Source organism: Leisingera sp. ANG-M7, assembly GCF_000813965.1.
Taxonomy (GTDB): Bacteria; Pseudomonadota; Alphaproteobacteria; order Rhodobacterales; family Rhodobacteraceae; genus Leisingera.
The window spans coordinates 1-21,639 of the sequence record NZ_JWLI01000032.1; the positions used below are offsets into that span (position 1 = coordinate 1).

The following is a 21,639-nucleotide window of genomic DNA, read 5'->3' on the forward strand; positions in this document are numbered from 1 at the left end:
CGCCCGCCGCTACGCCGAGTTTTCGGACGCAGCAGAGGAGGAGCGCATCCAGGCAACCCGCATCAAGGCACTGCGCGAGACCGTCAGCCTAATGCGCCGCGACCTGTTGAACCTGGCGCTGCTCGGCGCGGCGGAGCGTCCTGAGATTGCCGTCTGGGACCAGTTCCAGGACCTCGCGCATCTCACCGCCCGCGACTTGCGCCGCAAGCTCGGGCTGACGGACCTGGCTCACATCCAGGCATCCCTCTCCGCCGCACTGGAGGAAGCCAAACGCCAATTAGAGACCCTTTTTGCAGAGGAACCGGGCACCAGTGACGCCCAAATTGAGCACCACTATCAGAATTCTAAGAAAGACTCTTTTGAATCTGAACAGGCCGTTAAGCCAGCGCACGCGCCGCATACGGAATCGAAAGAGGATACCGGCTATGCTGAGAAATCCTCAGAACAAGGTTCCGTGAACCATGAAACTTTGCCCCAGTCACCAAAGGCCCCTGCCCCCAGCGGCCCAAACCTCCCCCTGCGCCTGATCCTCTCGGCCTGCGGTGAAATCCAGAGCTATGCGGATGGCCCCATCCGCCATTGGCCCGACCTCCTGCGGGCGGCCGATACCGTACGCCCGATGATGGGGATTTCCGCGGCCGTCTGGGAAGAGGCCAAAGCCACCATGGGCGCGGCAGAAGCAGCAACCGTGGCCGCTGCCATGCTCGAACGGTTCCAGGATATCCGCTCGCCCAGCGGATATCTCCGTCATCTGAGCGCCAAGGCAGATTCGGGAACCTTCACCAGTGCCCCGATGGTCATGGCACTGGCCCGCAAGGCCGCAGCCTAGAGAGTTCACAGCTGTGAACTCCTTGCCCAGTCCTTGCCGCTGTGAAAACAGCCAAGCCGGTTTACGGCGGCAAATGCGGGGATCCGGAACCGGCCGAAACTGGCGGTATGGCGATTCAGCTGGAACTTGGCATCGCGTGCTACCAGCGGTCGAAGCGGAGGATTGCGATCCCAGTCTGTCCAGGAAAAACGGGGCTTTGAAATGCGGGGCCAATTACCCGAATTGCAGGGAGCAGAATACTGGGGCAGGGCGGCTTTGCCGACTGGGTAGGGCGTCGGGCGCGGTTGAGGTAGAAACGCTCGTGCGGGCGGGACGCGGGCCTATCTGGTCAGCTGCCGCCGCTTGGCAGCGCGGATTTCGCGGGCTTGCTGCTCCTGGCCGGTGCGGAAGGATTCCTCCACGAAATCCATGTGGCGCCGGGCAGCAGCCTCGGCGCGTTCCGGGTCGCCGTCGATGATTGCCTGGGCGATCTCCTTGTGCTGCTTCAGCAGATCCGCGCCGGTGCCATCCATGGTGCGCAGGAATTCCCGGTTGTAGAACACCCCCTGCCGGGTCAGATCGTAGACCGAGGCCATCATGTGAATCAGCGTGGTGTTCTGGCTGGCATCGACGACGGCGGTGTGCAGGCGGAAGTCGGCCTCCTGGCTGACATCCTGATCGTCCTGTTCCCAGGCTTTCTGCATATCGGCGATGATCTCGGCCAGCCGTGCCTTGTCGGAGTCCGTGGCGCGGGCGGCGGCCAGGCGGCTGGCAAAGGCCTCCTGCTCGCGGCGGTATTCCAGGTAGTCGTAGAAGGCGCCGCCGTGGCGGGTGTAGAGGGACAGAAGGGCAGGGGACATGGCCCGGCCGGTGAGCGGCGCGATGAAGGTGCCCTCGCCATGGCGGACATTGACCAGGCCGCGGCTTTCCAGCGTTTGCAGCGCCTCGCGCAGTTTGGGGCGCGACACCCCCATGGCCTCTGCCAGCTCCCGCTCGGAGGGCAGTTTGCGGCCTTCCTTGAGGATGCCGTCGACGATCATCGTCTCAATCTGCTCCACCACGGCATCGGCAATCGATTCGTGTCCAACTGGGTCAAACGGGCGGATATCGGTCATGGCGTCCACTTTGATGCAGGGAAACCTCAAGCCAGAGGTCATTCCGAAACTTTACCACTGCGCCGCAAAACTGCAAGCCGCGGTACCCAGAAATACGGATATCCGGGGTTGAGACAATAGCATGAAAGAAAACAATCTTTTCTGAACCTGTCTTCAAAGTGCGAAAAATGCATGCGGTTTTGCGCGCTTCACGTTCCCGCGGTCAGTCTGCTCAGTGGTAAATAAAGTTGTTGACTGATTTGTGTGGTCAACAATATTTACCAGTCATGCCGCATCAGCGGTTGGAATTGCGGCCGGAGGAGCGGCCGGACTGAACCCGGAGGAGATCCCATGAAGAAGACCCTGACCTCGCTGGCCGTGGCCGCATCGCTGCTGACGGCCCCTGCCGCACAGGCCGCCGACAAGCTGCTGCTGAAAACCCCGATTGCGTTTTCGACCGCGCTGCCGGGCCTCGGCACGCCGATCCCGCGGGTGGCTGAGCAGCTGGAACTGATGTCCGGCGGCAGCCTCAAGATGAAGGTCTATGAGCCCGGCAAGCTGGTGCCGCCGTTCGAGATCCTTGATGCGGTGTCCTCGGGCAAGATCAACTCCGGCTACACCACCGCCGGCTATTGGGCTGGCAAGATCCCCGCCGCACCGCTGTTCTCCGCAGTGCCGTTCGGCCCGGAGGCGGGCGAATACATGGCCTGGCTCTACTATGGCAACGGCATGACCCTGTATCAGGAGATGTACGACCAAGCGGGTTATAACGTGAAGGTGCTGCCCTGCGCGGTGATCGCGCCGGAGACCTCCGGCTGGTTCGCCAAGGAGATCAACAGCGCCGAAGATCTGAACGGCCTGAAGATGCGGTTCTTCGGCCTGGGCGGCAAGGTGATGCAGAAGCTGGGTGTGGCCACATCGCTGCTGCCCGGCGGCGAGATCTTCCCGGCGCTGGAGAAGGGCGCGATTGACGCGACCGAATTCTCGATGCCTGCCATCGACGCCCGCCTCGGTTTTCACAAGCTGGTGAAATACAACTACTTCCCCGGCTGGCACCAGCAGGCCACCGTGTTTGAACTGCTGGTCAACAAGGACGTCTGGAACGAAGCCAGCGACCAGCACAAGGCGATCATCGAGAACGCCTGCAAGGCGTCGATGGCCGACAGCTTTGCCGAGGGCGAGGCGATCCAGCACGCGGCACTGATTGACAACGTTGAAAACAACGGCGTCCACATCAAACAGTGGGACGCGCAGATGCTGGAGCTGTTCCGTGCCACCTGGGACGAGGTTGCCGCGGAAGAGGCCACCAACGACCAGTTCTTCGGCCGGGTGCTGCTGGACATGCAGACCTTCCGCGAAGGCTATGCGGTCTGGAAGGAAAACGCTTTCCTCCCGCGCAAGTAATCCGCTTGCGCACCTTGGGGCGGCAGTATTTCCGCCGCCCCGCCTTTCCCGATTTTCGTCATTTCCCTGACTGACACGGGCGCATTCACGTCCGCGCACGCCACGTTCCGGAGGAGGAAACCATGGCTGAGAATCTGCACCTGCAGGACGACCCGATCGAACGCTACGAAGAGATCCTGGAGCATGGCGACGAGGACCGGCAGCAGCTGGCGGTGTGGATCGACAACGCGGTCAAGGGGACCGGCAATCTGGTGATGTGGACCAACCTGCTGCTGGTGCTGGCCATCGTGTCGCAGGTCGCGCTGCGCTACTTGCTGAACCAGAACTATCCCAAGCTGGACGAGATCCAGTGGCATTTCTATGGGCTGGTGACGATGATCGGCATTTCCTATGCGCTGGTCACCGACAGCCATGTGCGGGTGGATGTGCTGCATATGCAGCTGAGCCGCCGCGCCCGGCGGATCATCGAGGTGATCGGCATCCTGACCCTGCTGGTGCCGTTCATCTATCTGATGATCGATCAGGGCTATGATTATTTCTACGAAAGCTGGCGGGTGAGCGAACGTTCCGACAGCCCCACCGGCCTGCCGGCCCGCTGGGCGCTGAAGGCGGTGATCCCGCTGAGTTTTCTGCTGCTGGCGGCAGCGGCGCTGGCGCGGCTGATCCACGACGGCCACGCGCTGCTGACAGGCCCGGCAGAGGAGCGCGCGGGCAAAAGCCTGCGGCTGGTGATCTGGGCGCTGGTTGGCTTTGCCATTGTGGCCACCGCGCTGACCTTCCTGGTGGAGACCACCGAGGAAAAGCTGGTCATCGCCATGTTCCTCACCTTCATTGCGCTGTTGTTCACCGGCTTTCCGGTGGCCTGGACGCTGGCCGGTGTGGGCGTGGCCTATTGCGGGCTGGCCTATCTGTTCGACAACGGAATGATGAACTGGACCGGGCTGGAGGAAACCCTGACCGGGCTGGACTATCTGACCCTGGGGGCGGTGGTGAACCGGGTCTATGCCACCATGTCGAACGCGGTGCTGGTGGCGCTGCCGATGTTCATCTTCATGGGTCTGATGCTGGATGAAAGCGGCGTGGCGGAACGGCTGATGGGGGCGATGCAGCGCCTGTTCGGCACCGTGCGCGGCGGGCTGGCGATCACCGTCACCATGATCGGCATCATCCTGGCGGCATCTACCGGCATTATCGGTGCCTCTGTTGTGCTGCTGGGTGTCTTGTCGCTGCCGTCGATGATGGAGCAGAAGTATTCGCCTGCGCTGGCGGCAGGCGTGGTCTCGGCCTCCGGCACGCTGGGCATTCTGATCCCGCCCTCGATCATGCTGGTGATCATGGCCGACCAGATGGCGCTGAGTGTGGGCGACCTGTTCATGGCCGCGGTGTTCCCCGGCGTGATCATCGGTGCGCTGTACCTCACCTATATCTTCGTGATTGCGCTGATCAAACGCGACGTCGCGCCGGTGCCTGCAGGGGCCAAGCGCCCGGACTGGGCGGCGGTCAAGGACGTGCTGATTGCGGTGCTGCCGACGCTGGGGCTTATTCTGGCGGTGTTAGGCTCTATTTTTGCGGGCCTCACCACGCCGACCGAGGCGTCGGGCGTGGGCGCATTGGGGGCGACCCTGCTGGCGCTTGGCTACCGCAAGCTGACGCTGGCGAAGCTGGTCAATGTGCTCAAGGCGACCTTCAACACCACCGCCTATATCTTTGCGATCTTCCTCGGCGCGACGGTGTTTTCCTATGTGCTGCGGGAGCTGGGCGGCGACGCGCTGATCGAGGAGATGATCCAGGGCACCGGTTTCGGGCCTGAGGGCACCGTCTTCATGATCCTGTTCATCGTGTTCCTCTTGGGGTTTGTACTGGACTGGATCGAGATCACCCTGATCGTGCTGCCGCTGATGCGCCCGATCGTGAACGGGCTGGGGCTGGATATTCCTGGTTTCGGCGCCATTGATGAGCCGGCCCTGGTGTGGTTCGTGATCCTGGTGGCGGTGACATTGCAGACGTCCTTCCTGACGCCACCGGTTGGCTTTGCGCTGTTCTACCTCAAGGGCGTCTGCCCGCCGGAAATCCGCCTGGGCCATATCTACAAGGGCATCATTCCTTTCGTGCTGCTGCAGCTGACCGGGCTGATGTTCGTCTACCTGTGGCCGGCACTGGCGACCTGGCTGCCATCTGTGGCTTACTGAGCAGGGGAGGGCGGCTGTCATGAGCGATGCAGAGCTGATCCGGACGCTGAAATCCATTTGCGGGCGCCGCCACGTGCTGACCAGCGCCCGCGCCACACGGCGGTTCCGCAAGGGGTTCCGCTCCGGCGAGGGGGAGGCGCTGGCGGTGGTCCAGCCCGCAACCCTGCTGGAGCAATGGAAGGTGCTGCAGGCCTGTGTGGCGGCGAACAAGATCGTCATCATGCAGGCGGCCAATACCGGGCTGACCGAGGGGTCCACCCCCAAGGGCAGCTATGACCGCGATGTGGTGCTGATCAACACCCGGCGGATGGACCAGCTGCAGCTGCTGGACGGCGGCAGGCAGGTCATCAGCTTCCCCGGCAGCACGCTGTTTGCGCTGGAAAAGCTGCTGGCGCCTCTGGACCGGCAGCCGCATTCGGTGATCGGGTCCTCCTGCATCGGGGCGTCGATTGTGGGCGGGGTCTGCAACAACTCAGGCGGATCTCTGGTGGAGCGGGGGCCGTCCTATACCGAGCTGTCGCTGTTTGCCCGCATCACCGGGGACGGCCAGCTGGAGCTGGTCAACCATCTGGGCATCAACCTGGGCGCCAGCCCGGAGGAGATCCTGACCCGGCTGCAGAACGGCGATTACAGCCCTGAAGATATCGAGACCGGCAACAAGAAGGCCTCTGACACTTCCTATGCCCGCAGGGTCCGCGACATCGACGCGCCGACCCCGGCGCGTTTCAATGCCGACAAGTCGCGGCTTTATGAGGCGGCGGGCTGCGCGGGCAAGCTGGCGGTGTTTGCGGTGCGGCTGGACACCTACGCCAGGAACAGTGAAGAGCTGACGTTTTACGCCGGCAGCCGGACCACGGCGGCGCTGACCGTCCTGCGCCGCCGCATTCTGGCGGAGTTTGCCACCCTGCCGGTCAGCGCCGAATACATGCACCGGGATGTCTTTGACCTGTCGGACCGCTATGGCAAGGACACCATGGTGATGATCGACAAGCTGGGTACGGACCGGCTGCCCATGTTCTTTGCGCTGAAAGGCGCAGTGGATGCGCGGCTGGCCGGCATTCCCGGCCTGGGCAATCTGACCGACCGGGTGATGCAGATGCTGTCGCGCCTGTGGCCGGATATCCTGCCGCGGCGGATGCGGGCGTTCCGCCAATCCCACCCGCATCACCTGATCCTCAAGATGCGCGATGGCGGCATCGCCGAGGCCCGCGCCCTGCTGGCGGAGATGGCGGGCGACGGCAGTCTCAGCTACTTCGAATGCACCCCGCGCGAGGCCAAGATGGCCGGGCTGCACCGCTTTGCCGCGGCTGGCGCCGCGGTGCGCTACATGGCCGTGCACCGGGCCGAGGTGGAGGACATAATCGCGCTGGATATCGCCCTGCGCCGCAACGATCAGGACTGGTTCGAGGAACTGCCGCCGGAGATCGGGGATCAGCTGGTTAGTAGGCTCTATTACGGGCATTTCATGTGCCATGTGCTGCATCAGGATTACATCGTGAAGAAGGGTGCAGACGTGAAGGCGTTGAAGGACGCGATGCTGGCTCTGCTGGACAAACGCGGGGCCGAATACCCGGCAGAGCACAACGTCGGCCACCTGTACCCGGCCAAGCCGGATCTGGCGGCGTTCTACAAATCGGTGGACCCCACCAACAGCATGAACCCCGGCATCGGCAAGATGTCCCGGAACAAGCATTACGCCTGACCGGCCGGCGGCACTCCCGGAACCGAAAAGTTGCGTTAAACCAGCTGCCTGGGCCGCCGCCCGGGCGGTTTTCTGTCATGCAAAGGTTGCCGCGGCGGCGCGGTTCTGCAACCGTGGCAGCCATTGGTTACCGGACTATGTGGTAAAAAACGGGGCAGGGCAGACGGCAGCGGCACAGACCGGCGGCGTCCGCCCGGCACGGAGCAGCCCGCCCGACGGCGTCCCGGGGCTGCACAGCCAGAAAGGTGCAGCATGACCAGTGACACCCGACCGCTTTCGCTGAATGTTCCTGAGCCGGGCTGCCGCCCGGGCAATACGCCGGATTTTTCCGGTTTTGAAATTCCGCGTGCGGGCGCGGTGCCGCGGCCGCCGGTGGATGTGGACCCGGATGCGATCCGGGACATGGCGTTTTCCATTGTGCGGGTGCTGAACAAGGACGGCGAGGCGGTGGGCGACTGGGCCGGCGCGCTGAGCACCGAAGAGCTGCACGAGGGGCTGCGCCACATGCTGCTGCTGCGGACCTTCGATGCGCGGATGCTGAATGCGCAGCGGCAGGGCAAGACCAGTTTCTATATGCAGCATCTGGGCGAGGAGGCGGTCAGCTGCGCCTTCAGCCGGGCGCTGGAGCCGGGCGACATGAATTTCCCGACCTACCGGCAGGCCGGGCTGCTGATCGCCAGCGGCTATCCGATGGTCACGATGATGAACCAGATCTACTCCAACGCCGAGGACCCGCTGCACGGGCGGCAGCTGCCGATCATGTATTCCTCCAAGGAACACGGGTTTTTCACGATTTCCGGCAATCTGGGCACCCAGTTCGTGCAGTCGGTGGGCTGGGCGATGGCCTCTGCCATTTCCGGCGACACGCGGATCGCGGCTGGCTGGATCGGCGACGGCTCCACCGCAGAGAACGATTTTCATGCGGCGATGGTCTTTGCCTCGACCTACACCGCGCCGGTGGTGCTGAATATCGTCAACAACCAATGGGCCATCTCGACCTTTCAGGGCATTGCCCGCGGCGGGGTCGGCACCTTTGCCGCGCGCGGCCACGGGTTCGGCATCGCCTCTGTCCGGGTGGATGGCAACGACTATCTGGCAGTGCATGCGGTGGCGAAATGGGCCTGTGAGCGGGCGCGGCGGGGGCATGGGCCGACCTTGATCGAACATGTGACCTACCGGGCGGGCGGCCATTCCACCAGCGACGACCCGTCCGCCTACCGGTCCCGGCGCGAGGCGGCGGCCTGGCCGCTGGGCGACCCGGTGGAGCGGCTGAAAAAGCACCTGATCGCCATCGGGGAGTGGAGCGAGGAGCGCCACGCCCAGGCCGAGGCAGAGGTGCTGGACACGGTGCGCACGGCGCAGAAGGAGGCGGAGGCCATCGGCACGCTGAGCGCCGGCAAGGTCCCCAGCCCGCGCGACATGTTCGAAGGCGTCTATGAAACCATGCCGCCGCATCTGATCCGGCAGCGCCAGGAAGCGGGGTTCTGAGATGGCGCGGATGACGATGATCGAAGCCATCCGCGAGGCCCATGACGCGGCGATGGCGGCGGACGAAAGGGTGGTGGTTTTCGGCGAGGATGTGGGATTTTTCGGTGGTGTCTTCCGCTGCACCGCGGGGCTGCAGGAAAAATACGGCAAATCCCGCTGCTTTGACGCGCCGATCAATGAATCCGGCATTGTCGGCACCGCCATCGGCATGGCGGCCTATGGGCTGAAGCCGGTGATCGAGATCCAGTTCGCGGATTACGTCTATCCGGCCTATGACCAGATCGTCTCGGAGGCGGCGCGGCTGCGGCACCGCTCGAACGCGGATTTCACCTGCCCGCTGGTGATCCGGATGCCCACCGGCGGCGGCATTTTCGGCGGCCAGACCCACAGCCAGAGCCCGGAGGCGCTGTTTACCCATGTGTCGGGGCTGAAGGTGGTGATGCCCTCCAATCCGCGCGACGCCAAGGGGCTGCTGCTGGCGTCGATTGCCGACCCGGATCCGGTGATCTTTTTCGAGCCGAAGCGGCTCTATAACGGGCCATTTGACGGCCATCACGACCAGCCGGTGGAAAGCTGGAAGTCCCATCCGCTGGGTGAGGTGCCGGACGGGGACGACATCGTGCCGCTGGGCAAGGCGGCCATCCGCCGCGAGGGCGCGGAGGTGACGGTGCTGGCCTATGGCACCATGGTGTTTGTGGCCGAAGCCGCGGCTGAGGAGACCGGCGTGGACGCCGAGGTGATCGACCTGCGCAGCCTGATGCCGCTGGACCTGGAGGCCATCGTGGGTTCGGTGCAGAAGACCGGGCGCTGCGTGATCGTGCATGAGGCGACCCGCACCTCCGGTTTCGGGGCGGAGCTGATGGCGCTGGTGCAGGAGCATTGCTTTTACCACCTGGAGGCGCCGGTGATCCGGGTGACGGGCTGGGACACGCCCTATCCGCATGCGCAGGAGTGGGAGTATTTTCCGGGGCCTGGCCGGGTGGGCGAGGCGCTGAAGAAAGTCATGGAGGACTGATCCATGGGGGTGTTTGAAATCCGGCTGCCCGATGTGGGCGAGGGCGTTGCCGAGGCGGAGCTGATCGAGTGGCATGTGAAGCCGGGCGACGTGGTGCGGGAGGATGACATCCTGGCCGCGGTGATGACCGACAAGGCGGCGGTGGAGGTGCCGTCCTCGGCCGACGGCACGGTGCTGGAGCTGGGCGGTGACATCGGCGCGATGATCCCGGTAGGCGGGGTTCTGGTGCGGCTGGAGGTTGAGGGCGCGGGCAATGCCGCCGCCCCCGCACCGGAGGCAGAAGCTGAGCGGGCTGCTGAGACAGCGCCAGAGACACAGCCAGAAACAAGGCCAGAAACAGGGCCAGAGCCGGCGCCGGAGCCTGCGGCAAAGAAACCGGGGCGCCGGATGCCGCCGCCGGAAGGCGCCAAGCCGCTGGCTGCGCCCTCGGTGCGGGCGCGGGCACGGGCCGAGGGGGTGAACCTGCGGCAGGTGCCGGGCAGCGGCCCGGCGGGGCGCATCAGCCATGAGGACCTGGACAACTGGATTGCCTCGGGCGGCATCAAGCAGGGCGGCGTCACCCGCGGCCGCAACACCGGGGTCGAGGAGATCCGGGTGGTCGGCATGCGCCGCAAGATCGCCGAGAAGATGGCGCAGGCGAAACGGCAGATCCCGCATATCACCATCGTCGAGGAGGTGGAGATGGGGGCGCTGGAGGATCTGCGGGCGGCGCTGAACAAGAAGCACGAGGGCAGCCGCCCCAAACTGACCCTGCTGCCCTTCCTGCTGCGCGCTATTGTCGAGGCAGTGCGCGAGCAGCCCGGGCTGAACGCCCGCTTTGACGATGAGGACGGGGTGATCCACCGCCACGGCGGCGTGCATGCGGGCATTGCCACCCAGACAGGGCAGGGGCTGACGGTGCCGGTGGTGCACCACGCCGAGGCGGGCAGCCTGTGGGACAATGCGGCGGAAATCCAGCGGCTGGCGGAGGCCGCCCGCGACGGCTCGATCAAGCGGGAGGAGCTGAGCGGCGGCACCATCACCATCACCTCGCTGGGGCCCTTGGGCGCCATCGCCACAACCCCGATCGTGAATTACCCGGAGGTTGCCATCGTCGGCGTCAACAAGATGCAGATCCGCCCGGTCTGGGACGGTCAGCAGTTCCGGCCGCGCAAGATGATGAACCTGTCCTGCTCCTTTGATCACCGGGTGGTCGATGGCTGGGACGCCGCGGTCTTTGTGCAGAAACTGAAATCCCTGCTGGAAACTCCAGCGATGCTTTTTGTCGAGGGCTGAATGTCTGATCTGAAATGCAAACTGCTGATCATCGGCGCCGGTCCCGGCGGCTATGTCTGTGCTATCCGCGCGGGCCAGCTGGGCATCGACACCATCGTGGTGGACGAGGGCAGGGCGGGCGGCACCTGCCTGAACGTGGGCTGCATCCCGTCGAAGGCGCTGATCCATGCGGCGGAGGAATTTCACCGGATCGCAAGCGCGCCGCAGGGCCCGCTGGGGATCAGCTGCGGCGCGCCTGCGATTGATCTGGCCAAAACAGTGGCCTGGAAGGATGGCATCGTGCAGCGCCTGAACAGCGGTGTCACGGCGCTGATGAAGAAGGCGGGCGTGCGGTTCGTGCAGGGCCGTGCCCGGTTTCTGGATGGCAAGACGGTTTCAGTGAACGGCAACGGCGACGGCCAGGTGATCCATGCGCAGCATATCGTGATCGCCTCAGGCTCTGCCCCGGTGGAGTTGCCGGATCTGCCGTTCGGCGGCCCCATCCTGTCCTCGACCGGAGCGATGGAGCTGACGCAGGTGCCGGAGAGCCTGGCGGTGGTCGGCGGCGGCTATATCGGGCTGGAGCTGGGCACCGCCTTTGCCAAGCTGGGCGCCAAGGTCACGGTGGTCGAGGCGGAGGAGCGTATTCTGCCGCTTTATGATGCGGAGCTGACCCGCCCGGTTGCGGCGCGGCTGGAGGCGCTGGGGGTGGCGGTGAAGACCGGCACCCTGGCACGGAGCTATGAGAACGGCAGGCTGCAGACCAGTCAGGGCGGCGTGGCGGCGGAGAAGGTGCTGGTGACCGTCGGGCGGCGGCCCCGCACCGCGGGGATCGGCATCGAGGAGCTGGCGCTGACCCAGGACGGGCCGTTTGTCAAAACCGACAGCCATTGCCAGTCGTCGATGCGCGGCATCTATGCCATCGGGGATGTGACCGGCGAGCCGATGCTGGCCCATCGCGCCATGGCGCAGGGCGAAATGGTCGCGGAGCATATCGCGGGCCATGCGGTGCAATGGGACAAGCGGGCCATCCCGGCGGTCTGTTTCACCGACCCGGAGGTGGTGGCCTGCGGCGCGCTGCCGGGCGAGGTCGAGGGCACTGCTGCCACGCTGTTTCCGCTGCAGGCCAACGGGCGCGCGCTGACCGCGGAACGCGAGGATGGCTTTCTCCGGGTTGTCTGGCGCCAGAGCGACCATGCGGTGATGGGCCTGCAGGCGGTTGGGGCAGGGGTGCCGGAACTCTCTGCCGCGTTTGCGCTGGCCATCGAAATGGGTGCCTGCCTGGAGGATATCGGCGCGACGATCCATGCCCATCCGACCCAGTCGGAAGCCCTGCAGGAGGCCTGCCTCAGAGCACTGGGGCAGGCGCTGCATATCTAGGGTCCTGATGCTAGGGTCAGCCGGAGGTGCTGACCGGGCCGCCCCGGGCCGGGGCGGTGCTGAACACGGCAGTTGCGCCGCCGGGCGTCTGCAGCAGGAAGCAAGGGGTCTGCGTGCCGGGCAATACGGCTTCGCCTGCAAACCGGGCTCCCAGTGCTTCGGCGGCCAGACGCCCGGCGGCGGCAGAGGCGGTTTTGATGTTCGGCACCCAGGCGGGGCGGGGAAGCGGCGGCAAGACGTGCGTCAGGTGCCAGCCGGCAAGTCTGTTCGAGGGCCCGAGGATGGGCACTGCTGCCTGCGCCTGCGCCTGTGGCTGTGCCTGTGCGGCCTGCAGCTGCCAGCCGCAGACCGCGGCGTAGAACTTCGCGGGGAAGCCCGCGCCGTTTGACAGGTAGATCTCGGGGCCGAATTGCCGGGCCGGGGCAGGAAAGCTGTGGCGTGAGAGCGAAATGCCAAGCAGCGCCCCCAAGGGATCGCGCAGCAGCGCGTTGCGCCCGACGCCGGGCACCTCGAACGGGGATCGGAGAATGTCTCCGCCCAGATCTTCGGCCTGCGCCGCGGCAGCGTCGACATCGGCAACTTCGGCATAGGGAATCCAGCCGTCCGGCAGGCCGGGCGGGGTTTCCGCGAACCCCGCCCCCGCCTCGCCGTCCAGCAGTGCCAGGACAAACGCTTTTTCACCGCCGCCCCAGGCGAAATCGGCGGCCTGTTCGGTCTGGTAGTTCCAGCCTGCGGCCTGCCGGTAGAAGTCCATCGCGCGGGTCCGGTCCGGGGTGAACAGGTCATGCCAGACAATCTGGCCGGTTTTCGAAGCCTGCATCACGTTACCTCCGCTTTTCTTTGATTTTCTTGGCGCCGCGGACCATCTTGCCAAAGGCCTTGCCGCGGGCGCGGCGCTCCGCGAGGCTGGCGGAGTTGAAGGCGTCCTCGGCCATCAGCTTGCGCCAGCGGTCCAGCTGGGCCTGTTCGATCTCCCCCTGTTCGACGGCCTGCAGAACGGCGCAGCCCGGTTCGCTGTCGTGGCGGCAGTTGCTGAAGCGGCAGCCCGCGGCGTGGTCTGTGATGTTTGCAAACAGGCTGCTGATGCCGTCCGCCGCCCCGGTCAGCTGCAATTCCCGCATGCCGGGGGTGTCGAGGATCAGGCAGCCGTTCGGTGCCGCGTGCAATTCGCGGTGCGTGGTGGTGTGGCGGCCCTTGGCGTCGTCCTCGCGGATCTCTTGCGTGGCGATGGCGCTTGTGCCGAGCAGCGCATTGGCCAGCGTCGATTTGCCAACACCCGACGAGCCGAGGAAGGCCACCGTCCGCCCTGGTTTGCACCAGGGCGCCAGCGCGGTCTGCACGCCGCTGCCACGGGCGTCCAGCGCCACAACCTCAGCCCTGTCCGAGATGGCGCGGGCGGCCTGAACATAGGCCTGCGGATCATCCGTCAGGTCCGCCTTGGTCAGCACGATGACCGGGGTGATCTGCGCCTCAAGCATCAGGGCCAGGTAGCGTTCCAGCCGGGCGGTGTTGAAATCCTGGTTGCAGGAGGTGACGGCAAAACCGGTGTCGATGTTGGCCGCGATCAGCTGGTCCTGCCGTCCGGTGCCGGGCGCCCGCCGCCGGATCAGGCTGGCGCGTTCCAGCAGCCGGCTGTTCTGCGGCAGCGCGCGGTCCAGCATCAGCCAGTCGCCGACGGTTGCATCCGGGCGCGGCGGCAGGGTGGTTTCAAACCCGCCGCCTGCGGCGTGCAGTGAGCTGCGGTGCACCGCGGTGATGCGGACGGGCGGGGTGGCGGCCATCTCTTCGGTGCTGACCTGCTGCGCGAAATGCGGCTGCCAGCCCAGGGCCTGCAGCGGGGTGAGGGAAGGTTTTTGCGTGTCCAGCGGGCTGGAAAAGAACTGGGAATAGTCCCGTGTCATTGGGGGGTCTTTCATGTCGTTGCCGCGGGCAGGGCCCGGGCGCATGGGGAAGGAAAAAGCACGTGCACAGAAGCTGGGCCGCTCTCCGGCGGGAGGCGGGCGGTTCAATCGGCTGCTGTGCACCGGGAGGCCTGCTGCCTCCCATCCTTACCAGGACATAAAATCTCCATTTCCGGTGCCTGCAATATAGGTGCCCGATGCAGGCGGGACAACTGGCAAGAGGCGCGCGCAAACCGTTGCGGGCGCAGTGTTGCGGAAGGGGGTCAGTGCAGCAGGCTGTTGGCCCCGATCAGGAGCGAGGCGGCCACAAACACCGTCAGGGCAATCGACAGCAGCCCGGCGCAGGCGCCTGCCAGCACGATCACCCCGTCCCGCTCCACCAGCCCGATGCTGGTGATGAACAGGGCGATGGCCGGAAACCAGCCGCTGAGAGGCAGGGGAATGAACAGCGCCAGCGAGACCAGGAACAGCAGGCCGCCGGTCAGCTGCTCCCGCCGCGGCTGGAACACCGCTCCGAGGCGCGGGCGGGCAATCCGCTCCAGCCGCCGCGACACCGGGCGCAGGCGCAGCACGATCCGGCGCATGGCCGCGCCGGAAATCCGGATCCGGGCGATCCTGCGCGGCAGCCGGACATTGGCAAAGCCAAGCCCCATCTGGGCGCAGAAAAACAGAAGCGGCAGGGCGGTGACAATGGTTGCCCCAGGCGGCAGCGGCAGCAGGTTGATCAGGCAGGACAGGAGGATGGCCCAGCCGAAGGACCGGTCGCCGAGCTGTTCCAGAAAGGCGCCAAGGGAAATGTCATCGTCGCTTTGATGGCCGCGGATCACCCGCAGCAGCATGAAGGACAAGGACCGCTTTCTGACCAGGGTTGCGGCGGCGGAACCGGGGCATCCAGAAACAGATTTCACTCTCGCCTCGCAACTCCAACTGCGCCGCTGCCTGCTTAGCCGCTTCCTGCTGCTGCGGCAACCGTCTAAGGCGCAGCCCCGGCGTTGGAGCGCACAAGGATCACCGCCGGGGCGTGTCTTCCGGATGCCGGATGTCCGGGCAGATTGCCTAAAAATCCGGCGTTCGCAGGGTATCCGGAAGACACGCCCCGGCCGTTTCCTTTACAGCCGTCCGCAACGCTCTGCATGGTTCAGTGCATGCCGGATACCCTGTCCATTGCCGTTGTCGAAACCGACCGTGAACGCGCCTTGATGATCGTGGAGGGGCTGCGGGAAGCCGGGGATTTTGACGTCCAGGTGATCTCAGAGCCTTCGGGCCTTGCGCGCCAGATACAGATACGCGACCCGGATGTGGTGCTGATCGATATCGCCGATCCCTCCCGCGATGTGCTGGAGGAGCTGACGCTGGCATCCGGGCCAAAAGACCGTCCGGTTGCCATTTTCGCCGGCCGCAGCGAGGACGGGTTGTCTGCCGCCGCGGTGGAGGCGGGGGTTTCGGCCTATGTGGTTGACGGGTTGCATCCGGCCCGGCTGAAGCCGGTTCTGGATGCCGCCATTGCCCGTTTCCGGCTGTTTCAGCGCATGCGCACTGAGCTTGCCGAGGCCAAACGCGCGCTGGAGGAGCGCAAGGTCATCGACCGCGCCAAGGGGATGGTGATGAAGGCCCGCGGCATTGGCGAGGACGAAGCCTATGCGCTGCTGCGCAAGGCTGCGATGGACCAGAACAAGCGGGTCGCCGAGGTGGCGCAGGCGCTGGTCACGGCGGCGGGGCTGCTGGCATGAGCGTGACGCGGATCCCCGCAGGCTATGTCCCGCTGACCGATGCGGCGCCACTGATTGCGGCGCAGGAAATGGGGTTCGCCGCCGAGGAGAAGCTGGCGCTGGACCTGCGCCGCGCGCCCTCCTGGTCGTCGCTGCGGGACATGCTGGCCTTTGGCCAGGTGGACGCGGCCCAGATGCTGGCGCCCGTGCCGGTTGCGGCGGCGCTAGGCCTGGGCGGCGCCAGCGCGCCTTTGTCGGTGCTGTCGGTGCTGTCCGTCAACGGCACGGTGATCGGGGTCAGCGGCAGCCTGGCCTGCAGGATGGCCTATGCCGGGCATGGGTTTTCGTTCGATGATGCCGTATCCGCCGGCAGGGCGCTGTTTGCCGCCGTCGGCCCGGAGTTGCGGATCGGCGTCCCGTTTCCCTTTTCCATGCATGCCGAACTTCTGACCTATTGGCTGAAGGGGCTGGGGGCGGACACGCCCGGGGACATCAGCATCCGCACGGTACCGCCGCCGCTGATGGTGGAGGCTATCCGTAGCGGCGAGATCGACGCCTTCTGCGTTGGCGAGCCCTGGGGGTCGATGGCGGTGGAGCAGGGGGCCGGTGCGCTGCTGCTGCCCGGGCGCGCGATCTGGTCCTTTGCGCCGGAGAAGGTGCTGGCGGTCCGCAGTGCCTGGGCGGACGCAGAACCCGGCCTGTCCAGCCGCCTGATCCGTGCGCTGTGGCGCGCAGGCCGCTGGCTGGCCGATCCGGCCTCACGCGGGCTGGCGGCGGAAATCCTGTCCGCGCGGCGATACCTTGATCTGCCGGCAGAAATCATCGAGCGCGCACTGTCGGGGACGTTCACGGTGACGCCGCAAGGGCTGCAGCGCGAAGCCCCCGGTTTCATCGGCTTCCACGATGGCGCGGCGGGTTTTCCCTGGCGCAGCCAGGCGCAGTGGATTGCCGGGCAGCTGGCCCGGCGCACCGGGCTGGACCGCCGGACAGCGCTGGAAACAGCCGGGTCCGTCTTCCGCAGCGATCTGTACGGTGCCGCCCTGCGGGGCACTGGCGCGGAATTGCCGGGCGTCTCCTCGAAACCGGAGGGGGCGGTTGGCGCGCCGCGGACGGCTGGCGGAGAATCGGAACCGGCCGGCCTGCTGCAGAACCGGTTTTTCGATGGCCGCGTTTTTGATCCCCTGGCCGCGGACTGATGAAAATACAGGCAGCGTGCTGCGCCGCGACGCTGCAATGCAGAATTTCTTGCTGCATGAGCAAAGAAACCTTTGGCGCAGGCCGGTTCTTCCGGCAGTCTGAGGTCAGACAGGCAACGGAGCCTGACTGAGAATTTTCCCGAAGACCGGGGTTCACTGAGCAAAGCCGCTCGACCCACCGCCACTCCTCCCGGCGGTGCGTGTCAGCGGCTTTTTCTGTTCCGGCGCCTGCCGCCGGACGCAGCTAGAAAAAGGAACCAACCCGATGAAGACACTCATCATGGCGCTTGCGGCCTCAACTGCACTGTCCGGACCGGCCCTGGCCGCCACCCCGGAACTGGAAAAGGATGTGCTGACCTTCGGATTTATCAAGCTGACCGATATGGCACCCCTGGCTGTGGCCTATGAGCAGGGTTTTTTCGATGACGAGGGGTTGTTTGTCACGCTGGAAGCGCAGGCGAACTGGAAGGTTCTGCTGGATGGGGTGATCAGCGGCACGCTGGACGGCGCCCATATGCTGGCAGGCCAGCCGCTGGCCGCGACCATCGGCTACGGCACCGAGGCCCATATCGTCACACCGTTTTCGATGGACCTGAACGGCAACGGCATCACGCTGTCGAACGAAGTGTGGGAGATGATGAAGCCGAACCTGCCCACGGATGCGGACGGCAAGATCGCGCATCCCATCTCCGCCTCCTACCTGAAGCCGGTGATCGAGGATTTCAACGCCAAGGGCAAGCCGTTCAACATGGGCATGGTGTTCCCGGTCTCCACCCACAACTACGAGCTGCGCTACTGGCTGGCGGCTGGTGGCATCAACCCCGGCTATTACTCGCCGGAGAACGTGACCGGGCAGATCGGCGCCGAGGCGTTCCTGTCGGTGACGCCGCCGCCGCAGATGCCCGCGACGCTGGAGGCCGGGACCATCTCCGGTTACTGCGTCGGTGAGCCGTGGAACCAGCAGGCGGTGTTCAAGGGCATCGGTGTGCCGGTGATCACCGATTACGAGCTGTGGAAGAACAACCCGGAAAAGGTGTTCGGCATCACCGCGGAATTTGCCGAGGAAAACCCGAACACCACGCTGGCGCTGGTCAAGGCGCTGATCCGCGCGGCCCAGTGGCTGGATGAAAACGAAAACGCCAACCGCCCCGAAGCGGTGGAGATCCTGTCGCGGCCCGAATACGTCGGTGCCGATTACGAGGTGATCGCCAATTCGATGACCGGCACCTTCGAATACGAGAAGGGCGACACACGCGATGTTCCGGATTTCAACGTATTCTTCCGCTACAACGCCACTTACCCGTTTTATTCGGACGCTGTCTGGTACCTGACGCAGATGCGCCGCTGGGGGCAGATTGCCGAGCCCAAGCCGGACAGCTGGTATGACGAGGTTGCGCGCTCTGTCTACAAGCCGGAGATCTATCTGGAAGCCGCGAAAATGCTGGTGGATGAAGGGCTTGCCAGCCCCGGGGACTTCCCCTGGAACAGTGACGGCTACAAGGCCCCGACGCCCGCAGAGGACATCATCGATGGTATCCCCTTCGATGGCAAAACACCCAACGCCTATATCGACAGCCTGCCGATCGGACTGAAGTCCGGCCAGACCGTCGTTGGCAGCGCCATTCAGGGCTGACCCCGGACAGGAGGGCAGGGGACGGTTTCCCGGTAAGGGGAACCGCCGCGCCTCTCCCTCCCCGCAACTCCCAGAGGACGACACCATGACGATTGCCGACCCCGATACTCTCAGCCCTGCCAGTGAGCAAAAGGAGGCCCGCCGTGCCCGGCTGTTCACCCGCATCAGCAAGATGGACGCCTGGTTCCAGGTCTTTGGACTGGCCTGGGTGACCCCGGTGCTGAAAGCCGCCGCCGGGGACAATCCCAGGGCGCAGATCAGGGAAATCTGGCGCTTGCTGGCGGTTCCCGTCATCGCCATTGCCGCGTTCCTGATGCTGTGGGCCCTGCTGGCGCCCAAGGTGCAGACCTCGCTGGGCGCCATCCCCGGACCTGCTGCAGTCTGGACCGAAGCGGTGAACCTGCATCAGGATGCGCAGGCCAAGGCCGCCAAGGAGCGCGCCCATTCCGAGAAGGTGGAGGCCCGCAACCAGCGATTCATCGATCGCGGCCAGCCGGACCGGGTCAAGGACATCCCCTTTACCGGCGCGCCGTCTTATTACCAGCAGATCGGTACCTCGATCCTGACTGTCTTTTTCGGGTTCCTGATCGCCGCCGCCGTGGCGATCCCGCTGGGCATCCTGGCCGGGCTTTCACCGGCTGCAAACGCGGCCATCAATCCGCTGGTGCAGATCTTCAAGCCGGTGTCGCCGCTGGCCTGGCTGCCAATCGTGACCATGGTGGTTTCGGCGCTTTACGCCACCAACGACGGGCTGTTCGCGAAATCCTTCCTGGTCTCGGCCATCACTGTCACGCTGTGTTCGCTGTGGCCTGCGCTGATCAATACCGCGCTGGGGGTGGCCTCCATCGACAAGGACCTGGTGAATGTCTCCAAGGTTCTGAAAATGAACACCTGGACCAAGATCACCAAGCTGGTGCTGCCCTCGGCGCTGCCACTGATCTTCACCGGGCTGCGGCTGTCGCTGGGGGTCGGCTGGATGGTGCTGATCGCCGCCGAAATGCTGGCGCAGAACCCGGGCCTCGGCAAGTTTGTCTGGGACGAGTTCCAGAACGGCTCCAGCCAGTCGCTGGCCCGGATCATCGTTGCGGTGCTGACCATCGGAATCATCGGCTTCCTCTTGGACCGGGTGATGTACGCGCTGCAGTCGCTGTTTACCTTCACGAACAACCGGTGAGCCGCCATGAGCATTCTTGAATTCAAAAATGTCTCCAAGAGCTTTGGTGAGGGTACCAGCCGCACCCGGGTTCTGAACAACATCAATCTGGAGGTGCAGGAGGGCGAGTTCCTGGTGCTGCTGGGCTTTTCCGGCACCGGCAAGACGACGCTGATCAATCTGATGGCCGGGCTGGAAAGGCCGTCGCAAGGGGCGGTCACGTACCGGGGCAGGGAGGTCACCGGCCCCGGTCCCGAGCGCGGTGTGGTTTTTCAGAATTATTCGCTGATGCCGTGGCTGACGGTGAACGGCAATGTCGGGCTTGCAGTGGAGACCATCTTCCCGGGTCTGCCCAAGGCGGAGAAGCAGGCAAAGGTCGACCACTATGTGGAAATGGTTGGCCTCAGCCACGCCGCGCACCGCCGCCCGGCGGAGCTGTCAGGAGGGATGCGCCAGCGGGTCAACGTGGCGCGGGCGCTGGCGATGGATCCGGAAATGCTCTTGCTGGATGAGCCGCTGTCGGCGCTGGACGCGCTGACGCGGGCCAATCTGGCGGATGAAATCGAAGCCATCCGGGAGGCGGACAAGAAAACCTGCGTGCTGATCACCAACGACGTGGATGAGGCGATCCTGCTGGCCGACCGCATCCTCGTCCTGAACCCGGACGGCAGCCTGGGCGAGGCGTTTCCTGTTGCCATTCCCCGCCCGCGCGACCGTTCCGCGATGAACACGGACGAAGGCTTCAAGCGCCTGCGGGCGGCGGTCACCTCCTGCCTGATGGACGTTGGCATCAAGGCGCGGGCCGAGGGGTCCAAGACTCTGCCAGACGTGACACCGATCCACGGGCTGCCGGCGGCTGTGGCGGAGGCTGCGAAGTCGATCACCGAGGAGCGGTTTCTGGATTTTTCCCAGCTGCACAAGATCTACCCGACGCCCAAGGGGCCGCTGACGGTGGTCGAAGATTTCAACCTCAAGATCAGCAAGGGCGAGTTCATCTCGCTGATCGGCCACTCCGGCTGTGGTAAATCCACCGTGCTGACCATGGCGGCGGGGCTGAACCCGATCTCCAAGGGTGCAATCAAGCTGGACCGCCGCCACGTCGAGGGTGCCGACCCGGAGCGCGCGGTGGTGTTCCAGTCGCCCAATCTGTTTCCCTGGCTGACGGCGCGGGAGAACTGCGCCATTGGCGTCGACAAGGTCTATCCCAAGGCGACGCAGGCCGAACGGCAGGACGTGGTGGAATACTACCTGGAGCGCGTCGGCCTGGCGGATGCGATGGACAAGCCCGCAAACGCCATGTCGAACGGCATGCAGCAGCGGGTCGGCATCGCCCGCGCCTTTGCGCTCTCGCCCAAGCTGCTGCTGCTGGATGAACCCTTCGGCATGCTCGACAGCCTGACCCGCTGGGAGCTGCAGGAGGTGCTGATGGAGGTCTGGAGCCGCACCAAGGTGACCGCGATCTGCGTCACCCACGATGTCGATGAGGCGATCCTGCTTGCCGACCGGGTGGTGATGATGACCAACGGGCCCCAGGCCACCATCGGCAAGATCGCGAAAGTGAATCTGCCGCGCCCCCGCACCCGCAAGGCGCTGCTGGAGCACCCGGATTACTACACCTACCGGCAGGAGGTGCTCGATTTCCTGGAGGAATATGAGCACGGGGCGAAACCTGCCCCCAAACCAGCCGCAGACAAGATTGCAGCGGAGTGAGAC

General features: G+C 65.2%; 17 protein-coding genes. 13 read left to right on the plus strand and 4 right to left on the minus strand.

Translation table 11 applies throughout. From position 1 onward, the window contains the following. Window positions 1-829, plus strand: an 829-nt coding sequence (gene repC, locus RA26_RS21310) for a plasmid replication protein RepC (protein ID WP_039187391.1), incomplete at its 5' end; no start/stop codon positions are given. A 320-nt stretch (window positions 830-1,149) separates the two neighbouring features. On the opposite strand, the gene RA26_RS21315 is transcribed toward repC, so the two are convergent. Continuing rightward, entirely contained in the window at window positions 1,150-1,965 is an 816-nt protein-coding gene (locus tag RA26_RS21315; RefSeq protein ID WP_241482712.1) for a FadR/GntR family transcriptional regulator, read from the minus strand. 288 nt (window positions 1,966-2,253) lie between these two features. Between RA26_RS21315 and RA26_RS21320 the strand changes: the two genes are divergently transcribed. From RA26_RS21320 to lpdA, 7 genes are all read left to right on the plus strand, one after another. After that, window positions 2,254-3,306: a TRAP transporter substrate-binding protein gene (locus tag RA26_RS21320; RefSeq protein WP_039187394.1), complete on the plus strand. Its 1,053-nt coding sequence runs from the start codon at window positions 2,254-2,256 to the stop codon at window positions 3,304-3,306. A 122-nt stretch (window positions 3,307-3,428) separates the two neighbouring features. Next, a complete protein-coding gene (locus tag RA26_RS21325) occupies window positions 3,429-5,495 on the plus strand; it encodes a TRAP transporter large permease subunit (protein WP_039187396.1) in 2,067 nt (688 codons plus the stop codon). A 19-nt stretch (window positions 5,496-5,514) separates the two neighbouring features. Further along, window positions 5,515-7,197, plus strand: coding sequence for a D-lactate dehydrogenase (gene dld, locus RA26_RS21330; RefSeq protein ID WP_039187397.1), 1,683 nt, complete (start codon window positions 5,515-5,517; stop codon window positions 7,195-7,197). Between the two features lie 252 nt (window positions 7,198-7,449). Further along, entirely contained in the window at window positions 7,450-8,685 is a 1,236-nt protein-coding gene (locus tag RA26_RS21335; RefSeq protein ID WP_039187398.1) for a 3-methyl-2-oxobutanoate dehydrogenase (2-methylpropanoyl-transferring) subunit alpha, read from the plus strand. Between the two features lies 1 nt (window position 8,686). Further along, complete coding sequence (locus tag RA26_RS21340) at window positions 8,687-9,700, plus strand: alpha-ketoacid dehydrogenase subunit beta (protein WP_039187400.1); 1,014 nt, start codon at window positions 8,687-8,689, stop codon at window positions 9,698-9,700. A gap of 3 nt (window positions 9,701-9,703) precedes the next feature. Next, window positions 9,704-10,975: a dihydrolipoamide acetyltransferase family protein gene (locus tag RA26_RS21345; RefSeq protein ID WP_039187402.1), complete on the plus strand. Its 1,272-nt coding sequence runs from the start codon at window positions 9,704-9,706 to the stop codon at window positions 10,973-10,975. Continuing rightward, window positions 10,976-12,334, plus strand: a complete 1,359-nt coding sequence (gene lpdA / locus RA26_RS21350; RefSeq protein WP_039187403.1) for a dihydrolipoyl dehydrogenase — start codon at window positions 10,976-10,978, stop codon at window positions 12,332-12,334. A 16-nt stretch (window positions 12,335-12,350) separates the two neighbouring features. Here the strand turns inward: lpdA and RA26_RS21355 are convergent, their stop codons facing one another. The 3 genes from RA26_RS21355 to RA26_RS21365 form a co-directional block, all read right to left on the minus strand. Continuing rightward, entirely contained in the window at window positions 12,351-13,154 is an 804-nt protein-coding gene (locus RA26_RS21355) for a VOC family protein (protein ID WP_052272527.1), read from the minus strand. A gap of 4 nt (window positions 13,155-13,158) precedes the next feature. Continuing rightward, window positions 13,159-14,235: a ribosome small subunit-dependent GTPase A gene (gene rsgA, locus RA26_RS21360; RefSeq protein ID WP_039187405.1), complete on the minus strand. Its 1,077-nt coding sequence runs from the start codon at window positions 14,233-14,235 to the stop codon at window positions 13,159-13,161. Window positions 14,236-14,498: 263 nt separating this feature from the next. Next, entirely contained in the window at window positions 14,499-15,074 is a 576-nt protein-coding gene (locus RA26_RS21365) for an exopolysaccharide biosynthesis protein (protein WP_052272528.1), read from the minus strand. A gap of 306 nt (window positions 15,075-15,380) precedes the next feature. Between RA26_RS21365 and RA26_RS21370 the strand changes: the two genes are divergently transcribed. The 5 genes from RA26_RS21370 to RA26_RS21390 all read left to right on the plus strand — a co-directional run bounded on the left by RA26_RS21370 (window position 15,381) and on the right by RA26_RS21390 (window position 21,636). Beyond that, a complete protein-coding gene (locus RA26_RS21370) occupies window positions 15,381-15,965 on the plus strand; it encodes an ANTAR domain-containing response regulator (RefSeq protein WP_039187455.1) in 585 nt (194 codons plus the stop codon). Beyond that, window positions 15,962-17,140: a CmpA/NrtA family ABC transporter substrate-binding protein gene (locus RA26_RS21375; RefSeq protein WP_039187407.1), complete on the plus strand. Its 1,179-nt coding sequence runs from the start codon at window positions 15,962-15,964 to the stop codon at window positions 17,138-17,140. The genes RA26_RS21370 and RA26_RS21375 overlap by 4 nt, the downstream gene beginning before the upstream one ends. A 265-nt stretch (window positions 17,141-17,405) precedes the next feature. After that, a complete protein-coding gene (locus tag RA26_RS21380) occupies window positions 17,406-18,773 on the plus strand; it encodes a CmpA/NrtA family ABC transporter substrate-binding protein (protein ID WP_039187409.1) in 1,368 nt (455 codons plus the stop codon). 85 nt (window positions 18,774-18,858) lie between these two features. Continuing rightward, the gene (locus RA26_RS21385; RefSeq protein ID WP_039187410.1) at window positions 18,859-19,947 is read left to right on the plus strand and encodes an ABC transporter permease; all 1,089 of its coding nucleotides are present in this window, start codon (window positions 18,859-18,861) and stop codon (window positions 19,945-19,947) included. A 6-nt stretch (window positions 19,948-19,953) separates the two neighbouring features. Continuing rightward, the gene (locus RA26_RS21390; RefSeq protein WP_039187412.1) at window positions 19,954-21,636 is read left to right on the plus strand and encodes an ABC transporter ATP-binding protein; all 1,683 of its coding nucleotides are present in this window, start codon (window positions 19,954-19,956) and stop codon (window positions 21,634-21,636) included. Window positions 21,637-21,639 lie beyond the last annotated feature (3 nt).